The organism is Chelativorans xinjiangensis (assembly GCF_009812055.1).
Lineage (GTDB): Bacteria > Pseudomonadota > Alphaproteobacteria > Rhizobiales > Rhizobiaceae > Chelativorans > Chelativorans xinjiangense.
The window spans coordinates 37,505-63,283 of record NZ_WQNH01000045.1; the positions used below are offsets into that span (position 1 = coordinate 37,505).

Annotated in this window: 24 protein-coding genes; 11 read left to right on the plus strand and 13 right to left on the minus strand. The window is 65.1% G+C overall.

The features are described 5' to 3' along the window. Together GM910_RS21565 and GM910_RS21570 are read right to left on the minus strand one after the other, a co-directional pair. Window positions 1-855, minus strand: coding sequence for a phosphoenolpyruvate hydrolase family protein (locus GM910_RS21565; RefSeq protein ID WP_159591225.1), 855 nt, complete (start codon window positions 853-855; stop codon window positions 1-3). Between the two features lie 8 nt (window positions 856-863). Beyond that, window positions 864-1,961: a Tm-1-like ATP-binding domain-containing protein gene (locus tag GM910_RS21570; protein ID WP_159591227.1), complete on the minus strand. Its 1,098-nt coding sequence runs from the start codon at window positions 1,959-1,961 to the stop codon at window positions 864-866. A gap of 102 nt (window positions 1,962-2,063) precedes the next feature. Between GM910_RS21570 and GM910_RS21575 the strand changes: the two genes are divergently transcribed. The 7 genes from GM910_RS21575 (at window position 2,064) to GM910_RS21605 (ending at window position 8,988) form a co-directional block, all read left to right on the plus strand. Next, a complete protein-coding gene (locus GM910_RS21575; protein ID WP_201285575.1) occupies window positions 2,064-2,705 on the plus strand; it encodes a TetR/AcrR family transcriptional regulator in 642 nt (213 codons plus the stop codon). 357 nt (window positions 2,706-3,062) lie between these two features. Further along, window positions 3,063-4,373: an ABC transporter substrate-binding protein gene (locus GM910_RS21580; protein ID WP_159591233.1), complete on the plus strand. Its 1,311-nt coding sequence runs from the start codon at window positions 3,063-3,065 to the stop codon at window positions 4,371-4,373. A 55-nt stretch (window positions 4,374-4,428) separates the two neighbouring features. Continuing rightward, a complete protein-coding gene (locus tag GM910_RS21585) occupies window positions 4,429-5,361 on the plus strand; it encodes a carbohydrate ABC transporter permease (RefSeq protein WP_163263909.1) in 933 nt (310 codons plus the stop codon). A gap of 1 nt (window position 5,362) precedes the next feature. After that, window positions 5,363-6,319 carry a carbohydrate ABC transporter permease gene (locus GM910_RS21590; protein ID WP_159591236.1) on the plus strand — a complete coding sequence of 319 codons (957 nt, stop codon included), beginning with the start codon at window positions 5,363-5,365 and terminating at the stop codon, window positions 6,317-6,319. Beyond that, window positions 6,316-6,537, plus strand: coding sequence for a hypothetical protein (locus tag GM910_RS21595; RefSeq protein ID WP_159591239.1), 222 nt, complete (start codon window positions 6,316-6,318; stop codon window positions 6,535-6,537). The genes GM910_RS21590 and GM910_RS21595 overlap by 4 nt, the downstream gene beginning before the upstream one ends. Then, window positions 6,534-7,643, plus strand: coding sequence for an ABC transporter ATP-binding protein (locus GM910_RS21600; protein WP_159591242.1), 1,110 nt, complete (start codon window positions 6,534-6,536; stop codon window positions 7,641-7,643). The genes GM910_RS21595 and GM910_RS21600 overlap by 4 nt, the downstream gene beginning before the upstream one ends. A gap of 265 nt (window positions 7,644-7,908) precedes the next feature. Further along, window positions 7,909-8,988, plus strand: a complete 1,080-nt coding sequence (locus GM910_RS21605; protein ID WP_159591245.1) for an ABC transporter ATP-binding protein — start codon at window positions 7,909-7,911, stop codon at window positions 8,986-8,988. 68 nt (window positions 8,989-9,056) lie between these two features. On the opposite strand, the gene GM910_RS21610 is transcribed toward GM910_RS21605, so the two are convergent. The 4 genes from GM910_RS21610 to GM910_RS21625 are packed head-to-tail and all read right to left on the minus strand — an operon-like array spanning window position 9,057 to window position 12,828. Beyond that, complete coding sequence (locus GM910_RS21610; RefSeq protein WP_159591248.1) at window positions 9,057-10,025, minus strand: hydroxyacid dehydrogenase; 969 nt, start codon at window positions 10,023-10,025, stop codon at window positions 9,057-9,059. Between the two features lie 11 nt (window positions 10,026-10,036). Continuing rightward, complete coding sequence (locus GM910_RS21615) at window positions 10,037-10,741, minus strand: FadR/GntR family transcriptional regulator (protein WP_159591251.1); 705 nt, start codon at window positions 10,739-10,741, stop codon at window positions 10,037-10,039. Continuing rightward, a complete protein-coding gene (locus GM910_RS21620; RefSeq protein WP_159591254.1) occupies window positions 10,738-11,910 on the minus strand; it encodes a mandelate racemase/muconate lactonizing enzyme family protein in 1,173 nt (390 codons plus the stop codon). Before GM910_RS21620 ends, GM910_RS21615 begins: the two co-directional genes overlap by 4 nt. 30 nt (window positions 11,911-11,940) lie before the next feature. After that, entirely contained in the window at window positions 11,941-12,828 is an 888-nt protein-coding gene (locus GM910_RS21625; protein WP_159591257.1) for a sugar phosphate isomerase/epimerase family protein, read from the minus strand. Between the two features lie 321 nt (window positions 12,829-13,149). Between GM910_RS21625 and GM910_RS21630 the strand changes: the two genes are divergently transcribed. The 4 genes from GM910_RS21630 to GM910_RS21645 all read left to right on the plus strand — a co-directional run bounded on the left by GM910_RS21630 (window position 13,150) and on the right by GM910_RS21645 (window position 17,428). Further along, on the plus strand, window positions 13,150-14,001 hold the full coding sequence (locus GM910_RS21630) for a sugar phosphate isomerase/epimerase family protein (protein WP_159591260.1): 852 nt from the start codon (window positions 13,150-13,152) through the stop codon (window positions 13,999-14,001). Between the two features lie 158 nt (window positions 14,002-14,159). Beyond that, entirely contained in the window at window positions 14,160-15,143 is a 984-nt protein-coding gene (gene denD / locus GM910_RS21635) for a D-erythronate dehydrogenase (protein ID WP_159591263.1), read from the plus strand. 1 nt (window position 15,144) lies between these two features. Then, window positions 15,145-15,918 carry an SDR family oxidoreductase gene (locus GM910_RS21640; protein WP_159591266.1) on the plus strand — a complete coding sequence of 258 codons (774 nt, stop codon included), beginning with the start codon at window positions 15,145-15,147 and terminating at the stop codon, window positions 15,916-15,918. A 154-nt stretch (window positions 15,919-16,072) separates the two neighbouring features. Continuing rightward, window positions 16,073-17,428, plus strand: coding sequence for an aspartate aminotransferase family protein (locus GM910_RS21645; RefSeq protein ID WP_159591269.1), 1,356 nt, complete (start codon window positions 16,073-16,075; stop codon window positions 17,426-17,428). A gap of 112 nt (window positions 17,429-17,540) precedes the next feature. On the opposite strand, the gene GM910_RS21650 is transcribed toward GM910_RS21645, so the two are convergent. The 7 genes from GM910_RS21650 to GM910_RS21680 form a co-directional block, all read right to left on the minus strand. Further along, window positions 17,541-18,344 (minus strand): alpha/beta hydrolase, encoded by an 804-nt coding sequence (locus tag GM910_RS21650; protein WP_159591272.1) that lies wholly within the window; start codon window positions 18,342-18,344, stop codon window positions 17,541-17,543. A gap of 111 nt (window positions 18,345-18,455) precedes the next feature. Then, window positions 18,456-19,691 (minus strand): HupE/UreJ family protein, encoded by a 1,236-nt coding sequence (locus GM910_RS21655; RefSeq protein ID WP_159591275.1) that lies wholly within the window; start codon window positions 19,689-19,691, stop codon window positions 18,456-18,458. A 120-nt stretch (window positions 19,692-19,811) separates the two neighbouring features. Next, window positions 19,812-21,749 carry a calcineurin-like phosphoesterase C-terminal domain-containing protein gene (locus GM910_RS21660; RefSeq protein ID WP_159591278.1) on the minus strand — a complete coding sequence of 646 codons (1,938 nt, stop codon included), beginning with the start codon at window positions 21,747-21,749 and terminating at the stop codon, window positions 19,812-19,814. Window positions 21,750-21,927: 178 nt separating this feature from the next. After that, window positions 21,928-22,884, minus strand: coding sequence for a hypothetical protein (locus GM910_RS21665; RefSeq protein WP_159591281.1), 957 nt, complete (start codon window positions 22,882-22,884; stop codon window positions 21,928-21,930). A gap of 10 nt (window positions 22,885-22,894) precedes the next feature. Beyond that, on the minus strand, window positions 22,895-24,208 hold the full coding sequence (locus GM910_RS21670) for a TRAP transporter large permease (protein WP_159591284.1): 1,314 nt from the start codon (window positions 24,206-24,208) through the stop codon (window positions 22,895-22,897). A 2-nt stretch (window positions 24,209-24,210) separates the two neighbouring features. Next, window positions 24,211-24,744, minus strand: coding sequence for a TRAP transporter small permease (locus tag GM910_RS21675; protein WP_159591287.1), 534 nt, complete (start codon window positions 24,742-24,744; stop codon window positions 24,211-24,213). 55 nt (window positions 24,745-24,799) lie between these two features. Then, window positions 24,800-25,774, minus strand: coding sequence for a TRAP transporter substrate-binding protein (locus GM910_RS21680; RefSeq protein ID WP_159591289.1), 975 nt, complete (start codon window positions 25,772-25,774; stop codon window positions 24,800-24,802). Between the last annotated feature and the right edge of the window lie 5 nt (window positions 25,775-25,779).

The window sequence follows — 25,779 nt, forward strand, 5'->3', positions numbered from 1 at the left end:
TCATCCTCCCGCTGAAGCTGGCATCCGCAATGGCAGTGCCTTGAAGCTGGCGATCTGATCGCGGATCGCTACCTCGGCCGGCAGGCGCTCCATCGAGCTGGCGCCGTAGAAGCCGTGGCAACCTTCGGCGCGCTCCAGGACGTAGCGCGCGTCTTCCGGCATGGCGATCGGCCCGCCGTGACACAAGACGATGACATCCTCGCGCACCGTGCGCGCGGCGGCGGCGATGGTCTCGATCTCGGCAACGCATTCGTCGAGGGACTTGGCCGAGGTGGCACCGATCGTGCCGCCGGTGGTCACGCCCATATGGGCGACGACGATATCGGCACCGGCCTTGGCCATGGCGGCGGCCTCGTCCGTGTTGAAGACATAGGGCGTCGTCAGAAGGTCGAGTTCGTGGGCGGCGGCTATCATGTCGACCTCGAGGCCGTAGCCCATGCCGGTCTCCTCGAAACTCTGCCGCATACGGCCGTCGAACAGGCCGATGGTGGGGAAATTCTGCACACCCGAAAAGCCCATCGCCTTCAATTCGGCCAGGAACTGCGGCATCAGCACGAAGGGGTCGGTGCCGTTGACGCCGGCCAGAACCGGGGTGTTCCTTACCACCGGCAGCACCTCGACGGCCATCTCCCTGACGATCTCGTTGGCGTTCCCGTAGGCGAGCAGGCCGGCGGCCGAGCCGCGGCCGGCCATGCGGTAACGGCCGGAATTGTAGATGATGATGAGGTCGATGCCGCCGGCCTCCTCCGCCTTGGCCGAAAGGCCGGTGCCCGCGCCGCCGCCGACGATTGGCCGGCCCTCGGCGATCATCGCGCGGAATTTCTCCAGAATAGTCTTGCGGGGGATGGCGGGCATGCGGGGTCTCACTTTCTGACCATTTCGAGGAAGGCGGCGACCGCCGCCTCGGCGAATTCGGGATCGTTGATATTGAACGGCAAGCGCTCGATGCGCCGGTTGGCGGCGGGCTTCAGCGCGCTCTCGATGCCGGCGAAAAGCTCCGCGTCGGCCTCGGGATCGAAGAACGCGCCGCCCTCGATGTCGAGGGCGGAGACGCCCTTTTCCGGAATGAGGAAGCGCAATGGCCCCTCGCAGGCGTCAAGCCGCGTGCCGATCCATTCGCCGATGGCGCGGCACTCTTCGGCATTCGTGCGCATCAGTGTCACGTTGGGGTTGTGGCGGTAGAGATTGCGGTTGCGATACCGTTCCGGCACCGTCTCCGGCGCCCAGAAGTTGACCATGTCGCAGGCACCCGGCGCGCCGACGTAAGGCAGCCTGGTGCGCGCCACGGCGCCGAAGCGATCCTCCGTTGCGGGCAGCACGCCGCCGAATAAGAGATCGCAGACCTCGGTGGTGGTGATGTCGAGGAGGCCGGCGAGCATGGCGCTGTCGGCGAGTTTTTCCATGGTGCGCCCGCCGGTGCCGGTGGCATGGAAGACCATGCAGTCGTAGTCGTCGCGCAGGCGCTGCGTGATCGACGTTACGCAGGGCGTGGTGACGCCGAACATGGTGAGCCCGAGCGCCGGCTTTCCTTCCGCCCGCGGTGCCGGGCGCATGGCCATGCCGGCGATGGCTTGCGCCGCGTTGTGCAGGATGGTGCGGCTCAAGCCGTTGAGGCCGGCCATGTCGGTCACCGACGGCATCATGATGATGTCGGAAATATCGACATAAGGGGTGGTATCGCCGGAAGCGAGCGTGGAGACCATCAGCTTGGGCACGCCGTAGGCAAGCCGCCGCATGCCGGTGGTGACGATCGACGTGCCGCCACCGCCGCCGATGCCGATCACCGCGGCGACATCCTCGCGCTCGGCGATGAAATTGGCGAAGGCCTCGCCCATCGCCGCGACCGCCTTGCCGCGGTCGTCGCCGCCGAGTACCGCCTCGACGCCCGCTGGATGGTGCGCGGCGACCTCGGCGGCACTTACCTCGACCTCCACAGTGCGATCCTGACAGATGGTCCCCATCTGTCAGGATCGCACTACCAGATTAATAGCTCGCCCCGCTCGCCGCGGCTCCTCCCGAAAGAATGCCGTTGCAAATTTTTGAGACACGCGTATCATATTGATATGGACGTCTCACGTCAACAATCGGAACTGGTGGAGGAGACCGAGCGGGGCCCGCGGGCGCGAACCCGGCGGTTGATGCTGGAGACGGCGACGCGGTTGATGCAGGCCGGCGCCACGCCGTCGGTCAGCGAGGTGGCGGAGGCTGCCGGCGTGTCGCGCGCCACCGCCTACCGCTATTTCCCCAGCCAGGCCGCGCTCGTGCACGCGGTGGTCGACGAGGCGCTGGGGCCGATCCTGACTTGGCGGTCGACATCGGATAGCGCCGGTGAGCGCGTGGCCGATCTTTTCGCGTTCTCGCTGCCGCGCATCGAGGAGTTTGAAGCCACCTTCAAGGCAGCGCTGAAACTGTCGCTGGAACAGTGGGCGCAGCGCCAGACAGGTTCTCTGGACAACGAGCCGCAGTTCACGCGCGGCCACCGCGTCGACCTTCTGCGGCAGGCGTTGGCGCCACTTAAGGGCGAGCTTTCCAAGGGGCAGATCGACCGGCTGGCGCAGGCCCTGTCGTTGACCTTCGGCGTCGAGACGCTGATTGTTCTGAAGGACATCTGGGGCCTCGATGCCGGCCGGACGCAGGCCGTGGCGCAATGGGCGGCGAGCGCGCTCGTGCGCGCAGCGGTGGAGGAGGCAAAGTCCGCGAAGTAGGGAGAGTGGAAGGAATCTGGTTCGACCAGATTGGGTTTTTATCGAAAAGTCTGAAATAATGCGGTTGATCCTTTACAAGCCGCAAGCCCGATCCTGATCGAGCGAGAGGAGCAAGAAAGGCCAGAATACAAGGATGTATTGAGAAGGATCAGCGGGAGGAACGCGCTACAAAGAGCTTGACGGAACTTTACATTTGGTAATACCAGATCGAGGAGGAGGTTGCGGGCCCATCGGGTTCGCGGCCGGACGGGCGAAGCCGGGGAGGGCTTCGCTCAGGGAGGCGGCAACGCGGAGGAGTACCGGAGCCGGCGCCGCCGGCATCCTGAAATGCGTAGGTATGATTGGGAGGAATTCGTCATGCGCATGAAACTGACCGGCATGCTCGCCGGAATAGGCCTTGCTTTGTCCAGCGGAACGTCCGTGTTCGCGCAGGAACTCACCATCTTCTGGGCCGAATGGGATCCCGCCAACTATTTGCAGGAACTGGTCAACGAGTACACGGCCGAAACCGGCGTCACGGTCAGGGTCGAGACGACACCCTGGGCGGACTTCCAGACCAAGGCTTTCGCCGAGTTCAACGCGCACGGTGACGCCTATGACCTGGTGGTCGGCGATTCACAGTGGCTGGGGGCCGGCTCGGAGGGCGGACACTATGTCGATCTGACCGAGTTCTTCGAGGAGCACAAGATCGCAGAGACCTTCGTGCCGGCGACGGTCAGCGCCTATGCCGAGTATCCGAAAGCCAGCGGCAAGTACTGGGCGGTTCCGACGGAGGGCGACGCCAATGGCTGGGCCTACCGCAAGGACTGGTTCGAGGACCCGGAAGAGATGGCCGCCTTCAAGGAGAAATACGGCTACGACCTCGACGTGCCGAAGGACTACAAGCAACTCCGCGACATCGCCGAGTTCTTCCATCGCCCGGACGAGGGCCGCTACGGCATCGCCCTTTATACCGACAACTCCTATGACGGCCTGATCATGGGTGTGGAGCAGACGATCTTCACTTATGGCGGCGAGCTCGGCGACTACGAGACGTTCCAGGTCCAGGAGGTCACGAACTCGCCCGAGAACGTCGAAGCGCTCGAGATGTACCGCGAGCTCTATGAGTTCACGCCGCCCAACTGGGGCAAGACTTTCTTCCTTGAGAACAACCAGGCCATTACCGAGGGCCTGGCGGCGATGAGCATGAACTATTTCGCCTTCTTCCCGGCGCTCGCCAATCCGGCGACCAACCCGAACGCGGATTCCACCGGCTACTTCGTCAATCCGCCCGGACCGACGGGCGCGCAACATGCCGCTCTCGGTGGCCAGGGGCTGTCGATCGTCAGCTATTCGCAGAACCAGGAAGAAGCCTTCAAGTTCCTGGAGTGGTTCATCCAGGAGGACGTGCAGAAGAAGTGGGCCGAGCTCGGCGGCTACACCTGCCATGCGGCGGTTCTGGAATCGGAGGAGTTCCGCAACGCCACGCCGTTCAACGAGGCCTTCTACCAGTCGATGCAGATCGTGAAGGACTTCTGGGCGGTGCCGGAATACGCGGAGTTGCTCACCCAGATGAACAACCGCGTCTATCCCTTTGTGGTCGGCGGCGAGGGCACCGCGAAAGACGCCCTCGACGGGCTCGCCGCGGATTGGGAAGAGACATTCAAGAGGTATGGCCGTCTGAAATAGGGGCGGGGAAGGCGGAGGGGGCGCCTGCTCCCTCCGCCTCTCAAGCAACTTGCCGATGACTGACGTGGAAAGGAACCGGGTCGTGACGACGGTCGCCCTTGAAAGGCTGGATCCCCGCTCGCGCGCTGCCGCCCGCGGCTGGAGCGATCTTACGATCCGCAACATGTTCATCATTCCGACGATCGTCTTCCTGATCGTCTTCAACATCTTCCCGCTGCTCTATTCGCTCGGCTATTCCTTCACCGACTTTCGCGCGTCGGTCAGTGCGCCGGCAAATTTCGTCGGCCTCGACAACTATCAGCGGCTCCTTTCCGACCCGAACATCTGGCGCAACTTCACGGTGACGGCGAAATACGTGATCGTCTCGGTCGGCGGGCAGATGATCGTCGGCTTCGGCGTGGCGCTCCTGCTCAATCGCAGCTTCCCCTTCAAGGGCTTTGTGACGACGCTGCTGCTTCTGCCGATGATGATGTCGATGGCGGTCGTCGGCCTTTTCTGGAAGCTGCTCTACGATCCGTCCTGGGGCATCATCAATTACGCCCTTGGCCTTGGCCGGTTCGACTGGCTGTCCAACCCCGACATGGCGCTCTACGCGGTGGCCATCACAGATATCTGGATGTGGTCGCCCTTTGTGATGCTTCTGTCGCTGGCGGGCCTCTCGGCCGTGCCGAAGCATCTCTACGAGGCGGCGGCGATCGACCGTGCCAGCAACTGGTACACCTTCACCCATATCACGCTGCCGCTGGTATCGCCGCTTCTCCTCATCGCCCTCATCTTCCGCACGATGGAGGCGTTCAAGAGTTTCGACCTTCCCTTCATCATGAGCGGGCAGCCGACCACCGAGGTGGTCGCCATACGCCTCTACAAGATGGCCTTCCAGGAATGGCAGACCGGGCTTTCCTGCGCGCTCGCCTACATCATGCTGATCGTCGTGATCGCGATCACCAACATCTACGTCAAATATCTGAACCGCGTGAAGGAGCGCTGAGATGGCCGCCGTCAAGACGCCGCGTCAGAAGGTGGCGAACCAGCTGGCCATCGCGGCCGTCATCGTCATCGCCATCATCTTCCTGGCTCCGATCTATTGGATCGGCTCCACGGCCTTCAAGCCGCGGGCGCTCGCCACCACCGTGCCGCCGACCGTTCTCTTCCAGCCGGAGGTCACGCCCTTCGTCAAACTGTTCACCAGGCGCGTCCAGCTCAACCGGCCGGTCGAGCCCGGAGCCTACGAGGCCGCGCCCTGGTGGGAAAAGCGGATCTATGACGGCGGCGAGCGGGTGCTGCGCGTGGGCGAGGATGTGCAGCTCTCCGGCTATCCCGATCGTTTCCTGAACAGCCTGATCATTGCCGTCACCAGCACCCTCCTCGCCGTCTCGATGGGCACGCTGACGGCTTACGGGTTCTCGCGCTTCAGAGTGGCAGGCGAGCAGGACTGGCTCTTCTTCATCCTGTCGACGCGCATGCTGCCGCCGGTCGTCGTGGCGATCCCGATGTTCCTCATGTACCGCGTCGTGGGCATGACCGACACGCATATCGGCCTCATCATCCTCTACACCGCCTTCAATCTCTCCTTCTCGGTGTGGCTCATGAAGGGCTTCATCGACGAGATCCCGAAGGAATACGAGGAGGCCGCGCTGGTCGACGGCTACACGCGCATGCAGGCCTTCTTCAAGATCGTGCTGCCGGAGGCGGCCACAGGCATCGCCGCAACGGCCGTCTTCTGCTTCATCACGGCCTGGAACGAATATGCCTTCGCGCTGATGATGACCAACCGGCGCGCCCAGACCGCGCCGCCCTTCATCCCCGCCCAGGTCGGTTCCGGCTTGACCGACTGGACGACGATCGCCGCCGGCACGTTCCTGTTCCTGCTGCCGGTCGCCATCTTCACGTTCCTGCTTCGCAACCATCTGCTGCGCGGCATGTCCTTCGGAGCGATACGCAAATGAGCTTCCGCAGGCTGAACCGGAAATATCTCGTGCCGGGGGCGCAGACCGTGATGATCCTCGGCATCGCCGCGCTTTGCCAGCCCTGGAACCTGTTCCTGCATCGCTACGGCGTGACGATCACCCTCATCGGGCTCGTGGCCTTCATCATCACCTCCCATATCGGGCCCGAGCAGGAGGCGCCCGAAGAGGACACGCGTGACGGGAGGCTGGCGGAATGACGCATATCGAGCTTCGCGGCGTGCAAAAATTTTTCGGCGAGGTTCAGGTCATCAAGGACATGAACCTTGTCATTGAGGACAACGAGTTCATCGTCATGCTGGGGCCGTCGGGCTGCGGCAAGACGACGACGCTGCGCGCCGTCGCCGGCCTCGAGACGATCGACGAGGGCGACATCCTGATCGACGGCAAGGTGGTGCAGCATCTGAAGGCCGCCGACCGCGACATCGCCTTCGTGTTCCAGTCCTTCTCGCTCTACCCGCACATGACTGTCTACGAGAACATCGCCTTCCCGCTGCGCGCGACGCGGCAGAGCAAGGCGGAGGTCGACCGGGCGGTGCGCCAGGTGGCGGACGTGCTGCGGATCGCGCCGCTCCTGAAGCGCCGGCCGTCGGCCCTGTCGGGCGGCGACATGCAGCGCGTGGCGATCGGCCGTGCGCTGGTGCGCAGTCCCAAGGCGCTTTTGATGGACGAGCCCATCGGCGCGCTCGACGCCAAGCTGCGTGAGGAGATGCGCACCGAAATAAAGCGCCTGCACATGAAGCAGGGCTCCACCACCATCTACGTCACCCACGACCAGGTGGAGGCGATGGCACTCGCCGACCGCATCGTCATCATGAACGACGGCGTGCTGCAGCAGGTGGGCACGCCGGACGACGTCTATACCCACCCCGCCAATCTCTTTGTCGCACAGTTCGTCGGCAGCCCGGTGATGAACGTTGCGGAAGCGCACGTGGCCGAGACGGCGTCGGAAGCCCGCGTCGTCATGCCGGGCGCGGCAGAGGGTTTTGTCTTCCCGCGAACTCTTCTCGGCCGGCTCGAAGCTGGCGGAGCGAAGGGGGACGGTCTCGCGCTCGGCATCCGCCCTGAGGGCGTGCTTGTCGAGCGCGAGCGCCGGGAGGGCTACCTGCCGGTCGAGGCACACATCATCGAGCCGCTCGGCTCGCACGATATCATCGACCTCAAGGTCGGCACGCAGATGCTGAGGGCACGCACAAAGGCCGGTTTCGTGCCGCGCCCAGGCGAAAAAGTGTGGGTCAGGATCGATCCCGCCCAGGCGCATTTCTTCGATGCGGAAAGCGGCAGGTCTTTCGGGGTGAGGTTGTGATGGCAATGCGCCCGGTGTTGCAAGGATTATACGGCGGTGTCCCTTCGCGCCCCCCTCTGTCCTGCCGGACATCTCCCCCACGAGGGGGGAGATCGGCCATCGCGGACGGCTTCGCTAATCGCCAACATTGCAGAAGAAATGCCGGAGCAAGCGGCCGGCACAATCTCCCCCCTTGTGGGGGAGATGTCCGGCAGGACAGAGGGGGGCAACATAGAGCGCCTGCTTCCCGATTTTGTCGCCCTCGCGCCGTGGGAGCGCTCTGAAGATGGCCCATATCGAGCTGAAAAACACCACAAAGAAGTTCGGTGCCACGACCGCTCTCCGCAACCTGGACCTGGAGATCGCCGACGGCGAGTTCTTCGTCCTGCTCGGCGAGACGGGGGCAGGCAAGACGACGACGCTGCGGCTGATCGCCGGCCTGGAAAGGCCGACCGAAGGGCAGATCCTCATCGATGGCGCGGATGTCAGCAACTGGGGACCGGCCGAGCGCGACGTGGCGCTGGTGCTGCAGCAATACTCGCTCTATCCGCGCTATACGGTGCGCGAGAACCTCGAATTTCCGCTGAAGGCGAAGATCCGGCATGTCGAGCCGGAGGAGATAAGGAATCAGGTGGCCCGCGCAGCAAAAATCCTGCGCATCGAGCACCTGCTCGACCGCAAGACGGACAGGCTGTCGGGCGGCGAGATGCAGCGTGTCTCCATCGGCCGCGCCATCGTGCGCAGGCCGCGCGTCTTCCTGATGGACGAGCCGCTGTCCGCACTCGACGCCAAGCTGCGCGAGGCGCTGCGCACGGAACTGAAAAACCTGCAGATGACGCTCGGCGCCACCTTCCTCTTCGTCACGCATGACCAGATCGAGGCCATGTCGATGGGCGACAAGATCGGCGTTTTGGACAGGGGCCGACTGGTGCAGACGGGCACGCCCTACGAGATCTACAACAATCCGCGCAGCACCTTCGTCGCCCGTTCCGTTGGTTCGCCGCCGATGAACCTCCTCGACGGCCGGCTGGTGGAAGGACGGGCGGTCGTCGCGCCGAAGCGTTTCGAGTTGCCGCTGAACGGGCAGGCAGGCGCAGTTTCGGAAGGGCGCCCGCTCGTCTTCGGCATTCGCCCGGAAGACCTCACCGTGGAGCCCGGCGCGCCCGTCGAGGCGACGGTGCACGACGTGGAGAACCACGGCGTCGAAAAAATCCTCACCCTGCGTGCCGGCGATGCCATGCTGCACGCCACCGTTTCCGCCCGGATGAACGTCGCGGTGGACGAGACGGTGCAGTTCGCGTGGAACCCCGAAAAGGTTGTCCTTTTCGATGATGCCAGCGGCTTGAGCCTGCGGCACGGAGGGTAGGCGGCTGTCGGTACGCCGGGAATAGGGCCGGGGGGCTGCCGCAGCCGACCGGCCTGGCCCAACTCACGTCACTGAAATCGCTTCCGATAAAGCTCCATCGCCTCCGGATTGCAAAGGTTCTTGGGCAATTGTCCGTCGAGCACCCGGATCGCCTCTTCAGCCGCGCCCGTTCCCATCCTCATCATGCTTTCCTCAGTGATGCCGGCGGCGTGCGGCGTGAGGATGACGTTGTCGAAGGTGAAATAGGGATGATCGGCCGGCAGCGGGTGGGAATCGAAAACGTCGAGTGCGGCACCCGCAATGCGGCCCTCGCCAAGGGCGGCGATGAGCGCCTCCTGGTCGACGACGGGGCCGCGCGAGACGTTGACGAGCAGGGCCGAAGGCTTCATGCGCGCGATGCGCTCCCGGCTGATGAGACCCCGCGTGTCGGGCGTCAGCGGGCAGCACAGCACGATGATGTCGCTTTCCTCGATGAGCTGGTCGAGGTTTGCCGGTCGCGCACCCTCGGGCAGGGTGGCGGGCGTGCGCGTGTTGACCACGAGGTCAAGACCGAAACCTCGTGCGACGCGGAAGACGGCGCGGCCCACATTGCCCATGCCGACGATACCCATAGTGCGGCCGCCGAGTTCGGCGCCGTGGTCGGCATGGGCACGGCCGGCAAACCATCCCGTCGCCCTCAGGTCGCGGTCCATGCGGCGGAAACGCCGGAGAAGCGCCAGCGTGACCAGGAAAACATGCTCGGCCACCGTTCGTGCGTTGGCGCCCGGGACGTTGGCGACCAGCACGCCGGCCGCCGTCGCCGCCTCGACCGGGATCATGTCGAGCCCGGCGCCGTGGCGGATGGCGGCGCGCAGGCGGGGTGCGGCGGAAAAGAGCGAGGCCGGCAACGGCGCGCGGACGATGACGATATCGGCTTCGCGGCCTTCCTCAAGCAGCGTCTCGGGATCGGCGTTGCTCGCAATGCGCAGCTCGCCGGCCTCGGCCAGCATGGCCTCCGCGCGCGGATGAAGCGCGTTGGTGGAAAGGATAACCGGCAAAGGACCCGTACCTATGCTTGCTCGACCGCCCCGGACTCTACGCCGCCGATCAGGCCCTTCCAATAGCTCTCCGCCCCCTTGAGATGCGCGCTCATCAGGGCTTGCGCCAGATTGCCGTCGCGGCGCTGGAGCGCCTCGTAGATTTGGATGTGCTCGGCGTGCGAGCGCCGCGCGCGCTCCGGGTCGCTGAAATAGATCGGCAGGCGCTGTTCGCCCATCAGATAGTAGACGCTGCAGACCTTGTGGAAAACGCTGTTCTGGGTGGCGCGTACGATCTCCAGATGGAAGTCGCGGTCCTCCCGCCACAGGCCTTCGCCAGCGGCAAGCCGCTGCTCCGAGGCGTTCAGGATCTCGCGCAGCCGCTCGAAATTTTCCTCCGTCGCGCGTTCGCAGGCAAGCTCCGCCGCCTTGATCTCGTGGATCTTGCGCAATTCCACCGTCTCATAGATCTGGATCGGGTCGAGCGGCACGCCGGCTCTGGCGAACAGCGCCATCGCCTCGACGCTCGCCTGGTTCGTCGTAAGATAGATGCCGGATTTTGCACGGCGCTCGACGATGCGCATGGCCTCGAGGATCGCCAGGGCCTCGCGGACCTGGCCACGGCTAACGGCAAAATGCTCGGCCAGCTCGCGCTCGGACGGCGTGCGCCCGTTCGCTGCATTGGAGCGGGAATAGAGATAGGCTGCCAGGTCCGGCAGGAGGTTGTTCTCCTTCATGGGCTCTTCTGCGCGTGCGCCTCCAGGAACTTTTCGCGTACCGTGAAGCCCAGGCCCGGCTTTTCCGGAATCCGGACCATGCCATCGCTCGCCTCCACCTTTTCCTCGATCAGGTCGTGGATCATGGGATTGGCGCCGAGGGAATATTCGACGATGAAACTCGCCGGCGAGGCCGCGCATACATGCAAGCCGGCGAAGAAACAAGGCGCCCCGGCCCACAAATGCGGCGCCAGCCGCAGGTTGAAGGCACTGGCAAGCGCGCCGATATGCATGGCCTCGGTGATGCCACCGCAGAAGCCGGGATCGGGCTGGAAGATGTCCGCGGACCTAAGAAGCGCAAGCTCGCGGAAAGCGAACCGCGTTGCCTCGCTCTCGCCGGCAGCCACCGGAACGCTGCTTGAGGCGCGCACCTCCGCCATGCCCCTCTTGTCGTCGGCGATCACCGGCTCCTCGAACCAGGCAAGGTCGCAGTCGGCGACGAGATGGGTGAAGCGCTTTGCCTCGGCCACGGTATAGGTGCCGTGCGCATCCGCCATCAGATCGATATCCGGACCGAGGGTTGCCCGTGCCGCGCGCACCCGCGCGGCCGAGACCTGCACCGGCCCGTCCTGGGCGCCGACGCGCATCTTGACCGCCTTGAAGCCGCCCGTCTCGACATAGGCCAGCAATTGTTCGCCGATCGTCTCCGGCCCCGCCCAGCCGCCGGAGGCATAGGCCGGCAGGCGCTCGGCCTTGCGGCCGCCGAGAAGCCGCCAGACCGGCTGGCCGAGGGATTTGCCCAGAATGTCCCACAATGCGATGTCGACGGCACTGATGGCCGCCACCGTCAGCCCGCGCCGGGCGAGTATCGGCATGGCGTGGCCGCTGGATGCCGCCGTCTCGTGGCGCGCGTCGTTATAGAGCATCTCCCAGATGACGCTTATATCGGCCGGGTCGCGGCCGATCAGCCTCGGGCCGATCTCGTGGTTGAGAAGGTAGACGAGGGCGGCGTAGGTGCCGGCACTTCCCGCGGCGTTCTTGCCTTCCCCCCAGCCGACGAGGCCGTCATCGGTCGTAATCCGCAGGATCGCCGCGTCGAAGGTGGCCGTCTGGCCGAAATCGCTGCGGTGCTGGCGACCTTCCTCGATGGGTATGCGCACCCACCACGCCTCTACTTGTCTGATCCGCATGCCCGTTCCCCGACCCGCCGCCTGGTGCCGCTACCTGATGAGCGGCAGGATGGTCTCGGCCGTGATCCGCATCTGGTCGGAATAGAACTCCTCCGTCAGCAGGCTGGAGCCGTGATCCTGGATGAACTTGAGCTGCTCGGGCGGGATGTCGACCGGATTGCGCTCCACCATGTTCGGATATTTCGCCGCCGGCGTGCGGTCGACGGGCGCAACGAACTCGTTGGTGAGCGCGCCGTCATAGCCGATCTCCTTCAGCGTGCCGACGATCTTTTCCCAGTCGAGCATTCCGAGCCCGCAGGCGAAGCGGTTGTTGTCGGCCACGTGGAAGTCGTAGAGGCGCTTTCCGGCAAGCCGGATCGCCTCGTACATGTCCTCTTCCTCGATGTTGAGGTGGAAAGCGTCGAGACAGACACCGCAGTCGGGATGCACCGCGTCCGCCAGGGCGAGGGCCTGCGCCGCGCGATTGAAGAGATAGGTCTCGAAGCGGTTGAGCGGCTCGATCGCCACGCGCACACCTTTGGCCTGGGCATGGGCGAAGCACTCCTTGGTGGCATCCACCACCCATTTCCACTCTTCCTCCTCGGTACCGTCCGGCACGACCTTGCCGACCGTCGCCGGCACCAGGGTAATGATCTCGCCGTCCAGCTCCGAGACCATGGTGATGACGCTCTTCACGTAGTCGACCGAACGGGCGCGCTGGCCTTCGTCCCTGGCCGCCAGATTGCGCTCGCCGAGCGTCAGCGTCACCGCACCCCAGCAGCGTATGCCGTGCTCCTTGAGGGCTGCACGGGTCTCACTCGGGTCGTACTGGTCGGGCTCACCCGAAATCTCGATGCTCTCGTAGCCGAATTTCTTGATCCGCCGCAGCGTCGTTTCCAGCGGCTCCGCACGCATCCAGTTGTGCGTCGAAAGATGCATGATGTTCCTCCCCAATCCGATACTTGCGCTTGCGCAGGACTGAAAGCCGGCGCGCCTTTACCTCCTCAAGCCGCCCCAGCATTTCGGCTAACTGGTTCGACCAAATATGCATGGAAGGAAGCTCTAGCGCACTTTTCACCTTGCAGCAAGCAGGCGGGGAGGGAAGTTCTGGGAAGCGCGGTTCCCTTATATTTCCATGTGATTTCGCGCTCTTTCGGCTTTGAACCTGACCGTCAGCGCAGCCGGTGTGTCCTTGACCCATTCGTCATTTTGGTATTACCAAAAGAAGCCGGCTGGCGGGGTGGGCTCGGGAGGGAATGCATGAAGATCGGCATGTGCATGTATCTGTGGACGACGAACGTCTCCGCAAGGCACGAGGCGCTGCTGCGCGATATCAAGGCGACCGGCTTCGACGGTGTCGAAATCCCCGTCATGGCCGGAAACCCGGCGAAATACCGCCGGCTGGGCGCCATGCTCGACCGGATCGGCCTGGAGCGCACGGCGGTCTCGGCCATCGGCGATCCGGAGCGGAATTTGATCTCGCCCGATGCGCGCACGCACAAGGCCGGCATCGCCTACATGCGGCAGGCCATCGACTGCGCGGCCGCACTCGGTGCGACCACGCTCTCGGGGCCGCTGCACTCCACCCTCGGCCATTTCTCCGGCAAAGGCCCGACGCCGGCCGAGCGCCGGCGTTCCGTCGACGCGCAGCGGCTGATCGGCGACCACGCGGCACGCCGCGGCGTGACCATCGGGCTCGAGGCGCTCAACCGCTTCGAATGCTATTTGGTCAACACCATGGACGCGCTCTCGGCCCATATCGACGAGATCGGTCATCCCAACATCAAGGCGCTCTACGACACCTTCCACGCCAATATCGAGGAAGCCGATCCCATCGGCGCCTTCACGCGCAACGCGGGGAACATCGTCCATGTCCACATCTCCGAAAACGACCGCGGCGTGCCCGGCCGCGGTAACATCCCCTGGGCGGAGACCTTCGCCGCCATCCGCAAGAGCGGCTACGACGGGTGGCTGACCATCGAGTCCTTCGGCCGGGGGCTCAAGGACCTCGCCGCGGCCACCAAGGTCTGGCGCGACTTCGCCGAAAGCCCCGAGGCGGTCTATCGCGAGGGCTACCGGCATATCCGTGAGGGTTGGGCCGCGGCGGCCTAGCATCGTTGCGACCGGGCTATCCGGCCAGTACAACTCGACCTCGCCGTCTGTCTGTCCTACGCTTGCGCGGAGAATCGTGGCATACCGCTGCTCTATCAGGGCGCCGATCGTTCGGTGACAGATCTCGCCACCGGCGCGACATGGGAGGACTGCTTTAGATGCATGTGCTGGTGATCGGTGCCGCCGGAATGGTCGGCCGCAAGCTGGTCGAGCGGCTGGCCGCGGAGGAGGGCGTGCTCGGCACTGAGGTAAGCTGCCTGTCGCTCGTCGATATCGTCGAGCCGCCGGTGCCGGCCGCACTTGCCGGGATCGCTTCGCCCATGGCGATGGACCTTTCCGCGCCCGGCAGCGCTGAAAAGCTCGCCGCCCAGCGCCCCGACGTCATCTTCCACCTTGCGGCCATCGTCTCCGGCGAGGCGGAGGCGGATTTCGAGAAGGGATACCGGGTCAATCTCGACGGGACGCGGGCGCTGTTCGAGGCGATCCGTCTGGAGGGACTAAAGGAGCCCTACCGGCCGCGCCTCGTCTTCGCCTCCTCCATCGCCGTCTTCGGCGCGCCGTTCCCGGACAGGATCGGCGATGAGTTTTTTGCAACGCCGCTGACGAGCTACGGCACCCAGAAGGCGATTACGGAGCTTCTTCTGTCCGACTATTCCCGGCGCGGCTTTTTCGACGGCATCGGCCTCAGGCTTCCCACCATCTGCATTCGTCCCGGCACGCCGAACAAGGCGGCATCCGGCTTCTTCTCCAACATCCTGCGTGAGCCGTTGGCCGGCCAGGAGGCTGTGCTGCCGGTGGAAGAGGACGTGCGCCACTGGTTCGCCAGCCCGCGCGCGGCGGTCGGCTTCTTCATCCATGCGGCCAGGCTCGACCTGTCGCAGGTGGGGCCGCGGCGCAACCTCACCATGCCGGGGCTTTCGGCGCTGGTGGGCGAGGAAATCGCGGCGCTGAAGCGCGTGGCCGGGGAAAAGGCGGTGCGGCTGATCCGCCGCGAGCCGGACCCGACGATCCGCAAGATCGTCGCTGGCTGGCCGACGAATTTCGACGCGAGGCGTGCCGAGGGGCTGGGCTTTGCGGCAGAGAAGAGCTTCGACGATATCATCCGGATTCATATCGAGGACGAACTTGGTGGGACGATCTGACATGGCAGAGAAAAAATCGGCAGCGGGCAGGATTGCCCTGGTGACGGGCGGTGGTACCGGCGTAGGGCGCGGCATCGCCGAGGCGCTGGGAGCGGAGGGCTATACCGTGGTCGTCTCGGGCCGGCGCGCCGATGTGCTGGAGGCGGCGGCGAGCGAGATGGCCGCGGCAACGGGCGGTACCTTCCGGGCGATCTCCGCCGATGTCGGCGATCCGCAGTCGGTGGCGGCTCTTTTCGCCGAGATCGAGAAGACCTTCGGCCGCCTCGACCTCCTGGTGAACAATGCCGGCACCAACGTGCCGGCCGTGCCCATGGAGGAGATCACCTTCGACCAGTGGAGCACCATCGTCGCGGCCAATCTCACCGGCGCCTTCCTGTGCACGCAGCAGGCCATGCGGCTGATGAAGAAGCAGACGCCGCACGGGGGACGCATCATCAACAACGGTTCCATCTCGGCGACGACGCCGCGGCCTTATTCCGCGCCCTATACGGCCACCAAGCACGCGATCACCGGCCTCACCAAGTCGACGGCGCTCGACGGCCGGCCCTTCGACATCGCCTGCGGCCAGATCGACATCGGCAACGCGGCAACCGACATGACGTCGCGGATGAGCGCCGGCGTGCTGCAGGCCAACGGCGAGATCGCCAGCGAGCCGACCATTCCGGTCAGCCAGGTGGCGGAGGCTGTGGTCTACATGGCCGGCCTGCCGCTGGAGGCCAATGTGCTCAACCTGACGGTCATGGCCACCAAGATGCCGCTGGTCGGCCGGGGGTAGCCGGGCGGGCCGGAGGGCGCGGCCTATAGTCCACCGCCTCGCTGGCCTATTGATCGCCGGCCTTTCGCTTGTCAGGAATGGCGTTGCTTGTCAGGAATGACAGGGAGCCGTGGCGGCGTGCCACGGTCGACGCCAACAAACCGAGAGGCCCGACATGAGCCGCCTGCCCAACTCCCTCGAAGCGCGTGACATCGCCTACCACCTCCACTCCTACACAGACGCGCGCAAGCACGAGGAAACGGGGCCGCTCGTCATAGAGCGGGGCGAGGGCGTCCATGTCTACGACAACAACGGCAAGCGCTATATCGAGGGCATGGCCGGGCTTTGGAGCGTGGCTCTGGGTTTCGGCGAGAAGCGCCTGGCGGAGGCCGCGGCGCGGCAGATGGAGAAGCTGCCCTACTACCACACCTTCGCGCATAAATCGCACGGGCCATCGGTGGAACTTGCCGAAAAGCTGGTGGCCATGGCGCCGGTGCCCATGTCCAAGGCCTACTTCACCAATTCCGGCTCCGAGGCCAACGACACGGCCATCAAGATGATCTGGTATCGCTCGAACGCGTTGGGCGAGCCGCAGCGCAAGAAGATCATCTCGCGCGTGAAGGGCTATCACGGCGTCACGCTGGCCTCGGCGAGCCTCACGGGCCTGCCCAACAACCACCGCTCCTTCGACCTGCCGCTTGCCGGCATCCTGCACACCACCTGCCCGCACTACCGCACCATGAAGGAGGAGGGCGAGAGCGAAGGGGACTTCGCAAAACGCTGCGCCCGGGACCTGGAGGTGCTGATCGTCGAGGAAGGGCCGGAGACCATCGCCGCCTTCTTTGCCGAGCCGGTGATGGGGGCGGGCGGCGTCATCGTGCCGCCGGAAGGCTATTGGGAGGCGATCCAGCCGGTTCTGAAGAAATACGGCATCCTCTTCGTGGCCGACGAGGTGATCTGCGGATTTGGGCGGACAGGCGAGCTGTTCGGCTCGACCACCTATGGCCTCGAGCCCGATATCATGACGTTGTCGAAGCAGCTTTCCTCCTCCTACCTGCCGATCTCCGCGCTGCTCGTCAACGAGAAGGTCTATGCGCCGCTGGCCGATGAGTCCCACGCAATCGGCACCTGGGGCCACGGTTTTACCGCCAGCGGGCATCCGGTGGCCGCTGCCGTGGCGCTGGAGAACCTGAAGATCATGGAGGAGCGCGATGTGCTCGGCCATGTGCGGGAGGTCGCCCCGCGCTTCCTGGCACGGCTCGAAGCGCTGGGCGGGCGTGCGCTGGCGGTGGAGGCGCGCGGCGTCGGCTTGATCGGCGCCGTCGAGTTCGCGCATCCGGCGCTCGCCGACACGCCCGGCGCCCTCGGCGACCGCATCAACCAGGCCACGCAGGACCGCGGCCTGATCTCACGCAACCTTGGCGACACGCTTGCTTTCTGCCCTCCGCTCGTCATTTCCGAAAAGGAGATCGACGAGATGTTCGACATCGCGGAAGCGGCGGTGGCGGACGTGGCGAAGGGGGTAGGGTAGCTCGCTTTCCCCTCAAGGGGTCGGGTGGGGCGTTTATGATACCGGCATGCTGCCCAGGTCTTTGAGCGCGTTGTGCGGCAGATGGAGTTCGGCCGCAGCGAGGCTGCACGCCTCAATCGACGCTGACCGCAGCGACGGAGCTGCGAAGCGCGTCGGCAAAGTCCGGATGGCCATAGAGGTCGTTGTGACCAGACGCGATCGTGATGTCTTTGCGCAGGTCGCGGGCCGCCTCGCGAACGGGCGCTGAGCGCGCCGCGGGAACGACGACGTCGTTTGCCGCCGTGATGACGGCCGCCGGCATGTCGAGGCCACACAAGGTTTCCGCCGTCTCCATACGATGCCGCAGCAAGAGGCGCACTGGAAGCCAAGGATAATGGTGAGCGGCAAGTTCCTCGAGCGAGTCGAACGGGGTTACGACGACGATACCCTGCAGAGATCGGGTAACTGCCAAATCCACCGCAACCGCAGCACCGACGCTGAGGCCGACCGCGACGATGCCTGTTTCGACCTCACCGGCGAGGTGATCGTACGCGCGCTGGGCATCGTCGAACAGGGCAGCCGCCGATGGGCGCCCGCTGCTCGGCCCATATCCGCGGTAGTGCAACGCGGCGACCTCATATTCAGGGAATATCTGGCGCAGCATTAGGACAAGCGCGTCGGCGTTCCAGGCGTTGCCGCCGAAGCCCAGCAGGAGCGGCCGTGGTTCGGCCGTCGGCCGCTCCGCCGGCAGGCGCACCAGGACGACATGCTCCCCGTCCTTCGTCGCCAGTTCGACACGGCGTGCTCCGGCAGGCAGTTCGGGCCCGAAAGCTGCAAGGCCGGCCGGAAAGATCATCCAGGTCTGAAGGGCATACGCGACGGCGACGACGACCGCGTACAACCCGGCGAGCGCCAGCGTCAGTTTCAGGAGCCACATCGCCGGAATTTCGCCCAACGCTCCTGATCTGGCAATGGCGGACGCAGAGCGCGAGAGCAACGCCCCGTGCCAGCGTGCAGTGCCGAGCAGTCGGAAATGCGTAAGCGGCGGCTACGCCACGAGCGTTGCGGACCGTTCCACGAGCCACCAGGCCGACACGACAGCGATGCCGGCGAGCGTGGCCGCGCGCAGGACCGGCGTGAGCGAAGCCGAAAGCCGCGTTACGACGGCCACCGCCAGCAAGGTTGCCGCAATGATCGTCAACTGGCCGATTTCGATGCCGACATTGAAAGCCGCCAGCGCGGGCACGAGGTTGGGCGCGTCACGGCCAAGAATGTCGCCGAGAACGAAGGAAAAGCCGAGCCCGTGCAGCAGGCCGACACCTGCGATCGGCAGGATCGAATCCATCCTGCCCAATAGAGCGGCGACCGCCGCATAAAGCACCGTCGCCGCGATGGCGGCTTCGACCGCCGGAATGAACCAGGGCCAGGAAGGCGCCGCGCCCAGGAAGGTGGCGATCAGCGTCACCGAATGGCCAAGCGTGAACGCCGTCACGATCCACAACAGCCGACCGCGCGCGCCGATGCCAAGCGCCAGGCAGACAACCAGGAAGACATGGTCCAGCCCCTCGACAATGTGCAGCATGCCCTGCCAGACGAATTCGCCGACGGTGCGCCAGAGCGAGGCGTCGATCGCGGCGGGTCGCTCCAATTGTCCCGGTCGCGTGTAGGAAACCGGCACCTTTCCACGCGCGTCGATGATGTGGTTGTCGATGGTCACGCCGTCGGGGACCGGCAGCGGCGGATAGGCCGAGCGCGCTGCCACCGGGCCGGCGACGTCCAGTGGCGACAGGCTGACTGCGAAATCCACATAGGCCTCGCCAAAAACCGGATCGAGGCCGCTGCTTGCGCCCGCGATCGCGGCTTCCGCCGCTTCCCGGTCGTCGAAAGGGCCCGCCGGCATGCGCGCGTGAACGCGCATGGCAACGAGGCGGGCAGCGATTTCCCGGCCGTTCTGCGACCAGGACATGGCATGTTCGAGCCGTTCCCGGAACGCGGACTCGTTGGCCGCTATAGCCTCCATGGAGACCCTGTAGCGACCTCCCGCCCCGGTCTCTTCGAAATAGAGGAACGGCGTGTCCAGCGCTTGGCTGCTTGCCTGTGCGCTCGTGACCACGTCGGAAAAGACGAGCGGCAGCGGCGCGCGCACATAGGCGGTCAATGTCTCCCCGTGCGGCGCGATCAGGATAGTCCGCAGTTTGGTGCCCTGCGCAAAATGCGCGCGCGCGGTCCCTGCATGGGCAAGAAGCGCGGCCAGGATCAGGACGACGTTGACGATGATACGCACATCGGCTCCGCAGGTGGTTTGCCCGGGCGATTCAACGTCCGGGCAAGAGGTTCCGTTTCTTCCGGATGCGTTCGGATCGAGGCGCTGTTTGCAGCCGCCCGGCCTGAACCGCAACAGACCTTAATTGAACAAACCCTCGTTCCAGTCGGGATAGGGAAGTTCGCTCACCACCTCGAAGGTAAGCTTGTGGACGAAGGTCCGGCCGTAACGATCGGTCGTCTTCACCTCAAGCACATGAACGCCCTCGGCCAGGGTTTCCGGCAGGTCGGCGCGCCACAGATGGCTGGAATTGTCGGTCAGAAGTCCACGCGACAGCGGCCCCGGCACGCCTGCCGCGCGGCTGCCGCGACCGGTGGTGAAGCCGGCAGTGTCCTCGCCGCCCCGGGCGGAACGGAATGCCACTCGGCCGACGGTCGCCTGTGTGATCAGCGCCAGCGGATCGGCATATTCCGGCCCCCTGAGCTTTGCTTCGCCATTGCCTGGCTGGGTGCGCTCGGCCTGGATTGCCGCCCCGCCGTCGATGGAGATCGACACCGTGTCGCCCTTGGCGCCACTCCACACATTGGCCGCTACCCAGGTGCCGTCTTTCAGGTCGTCAAGCGTGATCATGTTTATGTCGCCAAGGTCGTTGACAGTGACCGGCGGCAGGATGCCGTTTGGTGTCTCGTAAAGATCGGCAAAGGCCATCAGGTCTGCCGCCCATTCACGGAAACGCGGCGTGTTGAAGGAGGCATGCATCTGCTCGTCCTTCGTGCCGCCGAAGCGGACGAAGGTCTCGACATAATCCGATCCGTCGAACTCGAAGACGAAGTAGCCGCGCGGATTGCCGAGGCGCTGGGTGGAGCGTGGAACGCCCCGGTCGTCCAGGTCACCGGACCACCAGGAGCCCGACACGGCACCCGTGACGATCTGATGGAATTTCGCCGGACCGGTGTTGGTGGCTTCCGCCCAGCCCTCGAAATGCTCGCCCGGCATGATCTGCTCGGTGGTGTGCGTGTGGCCGGTCAACCCAAGTGCGGGACGGTCGCCGATGATCTCGTAGAGAACGTCGAGATTGTCGGTCTGGTGCTTCTGTGCGGTGTTGTCGGTGAAGGTGACGAAAGGAATGTGAGCGTTGAGGACGATCAGCTTGTCCTGCGGCACATGCGCCAGGTCGTTGCGCAGCCACTCGAGCTGGCGGTCGTGAATGACGCCGTTGTAGGTGGGGCTTTCGGCGGGATCGCAGAAGGGGTGGTCGTCGACGCCGTTGCAGGGATAGCGCACGTTGTCGAGCACCACGAAATGCACATTGCCGATGTCGAAGGAATAGTATTCCGGACCCCATTCGCGGCGGAACGTGTCGTAGGAGTCGGCATCGCTCTCGGCGTCGAAATCGAGGTCGTGATTGCCGGGGACGAAATATTGCGGCACCCGGCCGGTCGCCACGATTTTCTTGAAACGGGGATAGAGCGACAGGTCGTCGCCGATCACATCGCCCTCGAAGATGAGGCATTCGGTGTTCGTGTTATCGCGGTTGGCGAGCATGGTGCCGACTGTCTCGCGCACATAGCCGACCTCGCGGTTGTTGTAGGGCTGGGGATCGCCGAAGACCAGGCAGGAGAAACGGTCGCCGGTGTCGTCCTCGACCAGCGGGAAGTTGATTGCCTCAGGCAGTGCGCCTGTAGGCTCGATGCCGCCGAAGCGCAGGTCGGGCGAGCCCGCGGTCTTGTGAACGTAATGGAATTGCGGAACCATGTCCTCGCTGACCGGCACGGCATAGCCGGCTGGCTTGGTGATGAAGAGGTTCATGTCGTCATAGGCGGGCAACTCGTAATGGCCGCTGGCGTCGCTCTTCACGACCTCGCGCCCGTTGGAGACCAGCACTCCTTCCACGCCGACTTCGCCCTCGTCCAGCCTGGCGTTGCGGTTAGCGTCGAGGAAGACCTTGCCGCGCGCCATGTCGGCCGTTGTGCCGGAAACCGTGTGAACCGAACCGATATAGGACGTATCCTTTGCGGCGGCCGGCACGGCGAGCGCCGTGGAAGCTGCGAGGAGAAGAAATGTGGATAGTCGCGTCATTGTCGGAACTCCCTCCTGAGGAATGCATCACATCCAGACAGGGGAGCATCGCCGCGGCACATGAAATGCGCTTGACCGCTGCATTAAACTTCCGTGACTGTTTCCACAGCCCCGAAGGCAGCGCGTTCGCAGTGATCTTTTCATGCGCGAGCGCTGCCTGCCAACTGGACCTGCTCGTTTAGCCGGCGCGTCGCGACGAGCGGGATCGCCCGGTACCGTAGAGCCACCCCATCAGGATCGGGGTCAGATACATGGGGATCTGGTAGCAGCCGATGAACAGAAGCAGGGGGTCGGTTACCGCCGCCGGCAGAGCGGTCAGGAAGAGGGCGATGTTGCGGTTGCCGGCGACGATGCCGAAGGGGGCGGCAAGGTGCGGATTGCCTGCGCGGCGCAGCGCGGCGGCCACCAGGATCTGCAGCCCGAAATTACCGGCGAAGGCGGCGAAGAGGGCAACCCCGAGCGCTTGCGGGGCGCTGCGGATCGCCGGGCCCACGGCCGACATCAGCCCCACGACGACGACAGCCATGACGATCGCCGAAAGCCCGTCGATGCCGGCCACGGCAGCGGGGGAGGGGGTCTTGAGGGCGAGCCCGCGGATGAGGAAGGCGGCAGCCGCCGAAAGCGCGATGATGGCGAGCAGCCTGCCGGCGGCGGCAAGCACCTCTCCCACCTCCCCGAGCGCGGGCGACAGCCAGAAGACGGGGATGACGGTCAGCGGCAGAAGCGCCGTGCCGACGACGAGCTGGCGTAGGGCCGGAGCCGGGTCGTTGCCGGTGAGCATGGTGAGGTTCGGGCTGCCGGAGATCGGCGAGGCCGCCATCATCAGGACGAGCGCGATCGCGAGCGCTCCCGCCCATCCTACGGCTTGAAAGGCGATGAGAGCGGCGACGGGAAGGGCGACCTGGAAGACGAGCGCAAAGCCGATGGAGTTGCGAAGGTCGCTGAGCGCGCCGACCGCCTGGCGCGGCCCGACGCGAAGTGCTGCGAGGAACAGGAGCGCTGCGATAAGCGATCCGATCCACGGCCGCAGGGCGAGGGCGAGGCCGGGAAGCGCGATGCCGGCGACAAGGCCGAGGATAAGGACCAGGCGCCCGTAGCGGGCGGCAAGGCCGAGGAGGTTGAGGGCTGCGGTCACGCCGGCTCTCTCAACTGCCCGCTGCCGGTTGCATATTGTCGGGCAGCCACGTCGCCAGCTCCGGGAAGGCGATCAGCAGGAACACCATCAGCACCATGATCACGAACATGGGAAGTGCCGCGCGGGCGATGAAGTTCATCTCGTGGCCGGTCATCCCCTGCAGCACGAAGAGGTTGAAGCCGATGGGCGGCGTGATCTGCGCCATCTCCACCACCAGCACGACGAAGATGCCGAACCAGATGATGTCGATGCCGGTCTGGCGGATCATCGGCTCGACGATGGCGATGGTCAGCACCACGATGGAGATGCCGTCGAGGAAGCAGCCGAGCACGATGTAGAAGACCATCAGCACCATGAGAAGCTCGAAGCGGGAGAGCTCCATCGCCGCGATCGCCGTCGCCAGGCCGCGCGGCAGGCCGGTGAACCCCATGGCGAGCGACAGGAAGGCCGCGCCTGACAGGATAAGGGCGATCATGGCCGATGTGCGCGCCGCCCCCATCAGGGTCTCGAAGAACGTGCTGAGAGAAAGCGAGCGCTGCCAGGCGGCAAGGAGAAGCGAGCCGATGACGCCGATGGCGGCGGCCTCCGTCGCCGTCGCCACGCCCATATACATGGAGCCGATGACGAGCAGGATCAGAATGAAGACGGGAACCAGGAACCGCGACCGGCGGACCTTCTCCATAAAGGTCATCGGCGGCTCCGGCGTGGGCCGATAGCTTTTCGAGAGCTGCGAGGCGCCCACGACATAGACCATGAACATCGCCGCCAGGATGAGGCCCGGCAGGATGCCGGCGATGAAGAGCTTGGTGATCGATTCGTTGATGCTGACGCCGTAGACGATGAGGGTGAGGGAAGGCGGGATCATCAGCCCCAGCGTGGCGGAGCCGGCGAGCGTGCCGATCACCATGCGCTCCGGATAGTTCCGCTTGCGCAGCTCCGGGATCGTCATCTTGCCGACGGTGGTGAGCGTGGCGGCGGAGGAGCCCGAGACGGCGGCAAAGACAGTGCAACCGGCGATGTTGGTGTGCATCAGCCCGCCGGGGAGCCGCGCCATCCAGGGGGCGAGGCCCCTGAACATGTCTTCGGAAAGCCGTGTGCGGTAGAGAATCTCGCCCATCCATATGAACATCGGCAACGCCGTCAGCGACCACGAGGAGGCCGAGCGCCACATCACCGTCATCATGGCGTCACCGATGGGCCGCGCGGTGAAGATCTCCATGCCGACATAGGCGACGCCCAAGAGCGCCAGCCCGATCCACACGCCCGAGCCGAGCAGCAGGAACAGGACGAAGAGGAAGAGGCCGATGGCGTAGACCTGGTCCATGGTTACTCCGCCCTGCTCTGTTGGCTAAGGTCGGGGCGGATGTTGTCGCGGCCGGCCAGAAGCAATGTCACCAGATTGTCGATGAAGGAGACGGCGAGGATGACGGCGCCGACCGCCATCGGTGTCTGGGCGATCCATAGCGGAGTGGCGTCCTGACCCTGGCTGACGTCGCCGAGCCTCCACGACCAATAGACGGCCCTGACCGCGAACCAGGCGAGATAGGTCGAGGCGGCCGACGCGATGACGAGACACCACAACTCTCCCCAGAAGCGCCGCTCGCCGAGCGCGGTGAGAAACAGGTTGACCCTGATATGGGCGCCGCGATTGAGCGTGTGAGCGAAGGCGAGGAAGGACGCGGCGGCCATGAGATAGCCGGCATATTGGCTGGACCCGGGGAAGGGGATTCCCGCCCAGCGCGCCACCACCTGCGTGGAGATCACGACGAGGATGGCGAGTAGGCAGAGTGCGGCCAATGCGCCCGCCCCGTCATAGACGGCGTCGAGGCTGCGGCGGATCGCGCGCGCGACTGTTGACATTCCAGGCTCCAGAAAAGATGCGGCCCGGAGGATCCGGGCCGCGCTGTCAAATGGACTACTGGGCGCGGTAGGCGTCGATGATGGCCTTGCCGTCCTCGCCGGCGCTCTCAAGCCATTCGTCGGTCATCGTCGCACCGAAGGCGGCGAGCTCCTCCCTGAGCTGGTCGCTCGGTGGGGAAACGGTCATGCCGTTTTCGGCAAGGGTCTTCAGATAGCCGGCTGAAAGCTCCTCAGACTTCTTCGCGCCCTCGGCGGCGATCTCGTCGCCGCATGTGGCGATGGCCTGCTGCGCCGCCTCGTCGAGCGCGTCCCAGGCATCCTTGTTGACGAACACGACATTGCGCGGCAGCCAGGCCTGCACGTCGTAGAAGTGGGTCAGGCTCTCCCAGGCCTTGGAATCGACGCCAGTGGAGCCGGAAGAGATGAAGCTCTCGACCACGCCGGTGGCCAGCGCCTGGCTGAGCTCGGCCGCCTCGATCTGCACCGGCGCCATGCCGGCGAGTTCGGCGATGCGGGCGGTCGCGGCGTTGTAGGCGCGGAACTTGATGCCCTGCATGTCGGCGGTCGAGTTGACCTCCTTCTTGAAGTAGAAGCCCTGCGGCGGCCACGGCACGGCGTAGACATAGACGAGGTTCTGGTTCTCCAGTTCCGCCGCCAGCTTGTCGCGTGCGGCCTGCCAGAGCTTTTCCGATTCCTCGTAGGAGGTGGCCAGGAACGGGATGGAATCGACGCCGAACAGCGGGTTCTCGTTGGCGTGAGCGGAGATCAGGCGCTCGCCGATCGGCGCCTGGCCCGTCTGGACCGCGCGCTTGATGTCGTTGCCGGAAAACAGCGAGCCGTTCGGGTGCGTCACGATGTCGATCTCGCCGTCCGTGCCCTCGCGCACGCATTCGGCGAATACCTCGGCATTCTCCGAGTGGAAATTGGTCGCCGGATAGGCAAGCGGCATATCCCATGTTTCGGCCTGGGCCGCGCCCACTGCGGTCGCGGCTGCGGCCACCGACGCGAAAAGAACTGAACTACCCTTCATCGTAA

Excerpts from the sequence above, each read along its gene's own strand:
- GM910_RS21570 (WP_159591227.1), bottom strand. The coding sequence starts at position 1,961 with ATGGGGACCATCTGTCAGGATCGCACTGTGGAGGTCGAGGTAAGTGCC.
- GM910_RS21620 (WP_159591254.1), bottom strand. The coding sequence starts at position 11,910 with ATGCGGATCAGACAAGTAGAGGCGTGGTGGGTGCGCATACCCATCGAG.
- GM910_RS21670 (WP_159591284.1), bottom strand. The coding sequence starts at position 24,208 with ATGGACCAGGTCTACGCCATCGGCCTCTTCCTCTTCGTCCTGTTCCTG.
- GM910_RS21625 (WP_159591257.1), bottom strand. The coding sequence starts at position 12,828 with ATGCATCTTTCGACGCACAACTGGATGCGTGCGGAGCCGCTGGAAACG.
- GM910_RS21630 (WP_159591260.1), top strand. The coding sequence starts at position 13,150 with ATGAAGATCGGCATGTGCATGTATCTGTGGACGACGAACGTCTCCGCA.
- GM910_RS21645 (WP_159591269.1), top strand. The coding sequence starts at position 16,073 with ATGAGCCGCCTGCCCAACTCCCTCGAAGCGCGTGACATCGCCTACCAC.
- GM910_RS21680 (WP_159591289.1), bottom strand. The coding sequence starts at position 25,774 with ATGAAGGGTAGTTCAGTTCTTTTCGCGTCGGTGGCCGCAGCCGCGACC.
- GM910_RS21600 (WP_159591242.1), top strand. The coding sequence starts at position 6,534 with ATGACGCATATCGAGCTTCGCGGCGTGCAAAAATTTTTCGGCGAGGTT.
- GM910_RS21595 (WP_159591239.1), top strand. The coding sequence starts at position 6,316 with ATGAGCTTCCGCAGGCTGAACCGGAAATATCTCGTGCCGGGGGCGCAG.
- GM910_RS21615 (WP_159591251.1), bottom strand. The coding sequence starts at position 10,741 with ATGAAGGAGAACAACCTCCTGCCGGACCTGGCAGCCTATCTCTATTCC.
- GM910_RS21585 (WP_163263909.1), top strand. The coding sequence starts at position 4,429 with ATGACTGACGTGGAAAGGAACCGGGTCGTGACGACGGTCGCCCTTGAA.
- GM910_RS21650 (WP_159591272.1), bottom strand. The coding sequence starts at position 18,344 with ATGTGGCTCCTGAAACTGACGCTGGCGCTCGCCGGGTTGTACGCGGTC.
- GM910_RS21675 (WP_159591287.1), bottom strand. The coding sequence starts at position 24,744 with ATGTCAACAGTCGCGCGCGCGATCCGCCGCAGCCTCGACGCCGTCTAT.
- GM910_RS21640 (WP_159591266.1), top strand. The coding sequence starts at position 15,145 with ATGGCAGAGAAAAAATCGGCAGCGGGCAGGATTGCCCTGGTGACGGGC.
- GM910_RS21590 (WP_159591236.1), top strand. The coding sequence starts at position 5,363 with ATGGCCGCCGTCAAGACGCCGCGTCAGAAGGTGGCGAACCAGCTGGCC.
- GM910_RS21565 (WP_159591225.1), bottom strand. The coding sequence starts at position 855 with ATGCCCGCCATCCCCCGCAAGACTATTCTGGAGAAATTCCGCGCGATG.
- GM910_RS21660 (WP_159591278.1), bottom strand. The coding sequence starts at position 21,749 with ATGACGCGACTATCCACATTTCTTCTCCTCGCAGCTTCCACGGCGCTC.
- GM910_RS21575 (WP_201285575.1), top strand. The coding sequence starts at position 2,064 with ATGGACGTCTCACGTCAACAATCGGAACTGGTGGAGGAGACCGAGCGG.
- GM910_RS21605 (WP_159591245.1), top strand. The coding sequence starts at position 7,909 with ATGGCCCATATCGAGCTGAAAAACACCACAAAGAAGTTCGGTGCCACG.
- denD (WP_159591263.1), top strand. The coding sequence starts at position 14,160 with ATGCATGTGCTGGTGATCGGTGCCGCCGGAATGGTCGGCCGCAAGCTG.
- GM910_RS21580 (WP_159591233.1), top strand. The coding sequence starts at position 3,063 with ATGCGCATGAAACTGACCGGCATGCTCGCCGGAATAGGCCTTGCTTTG.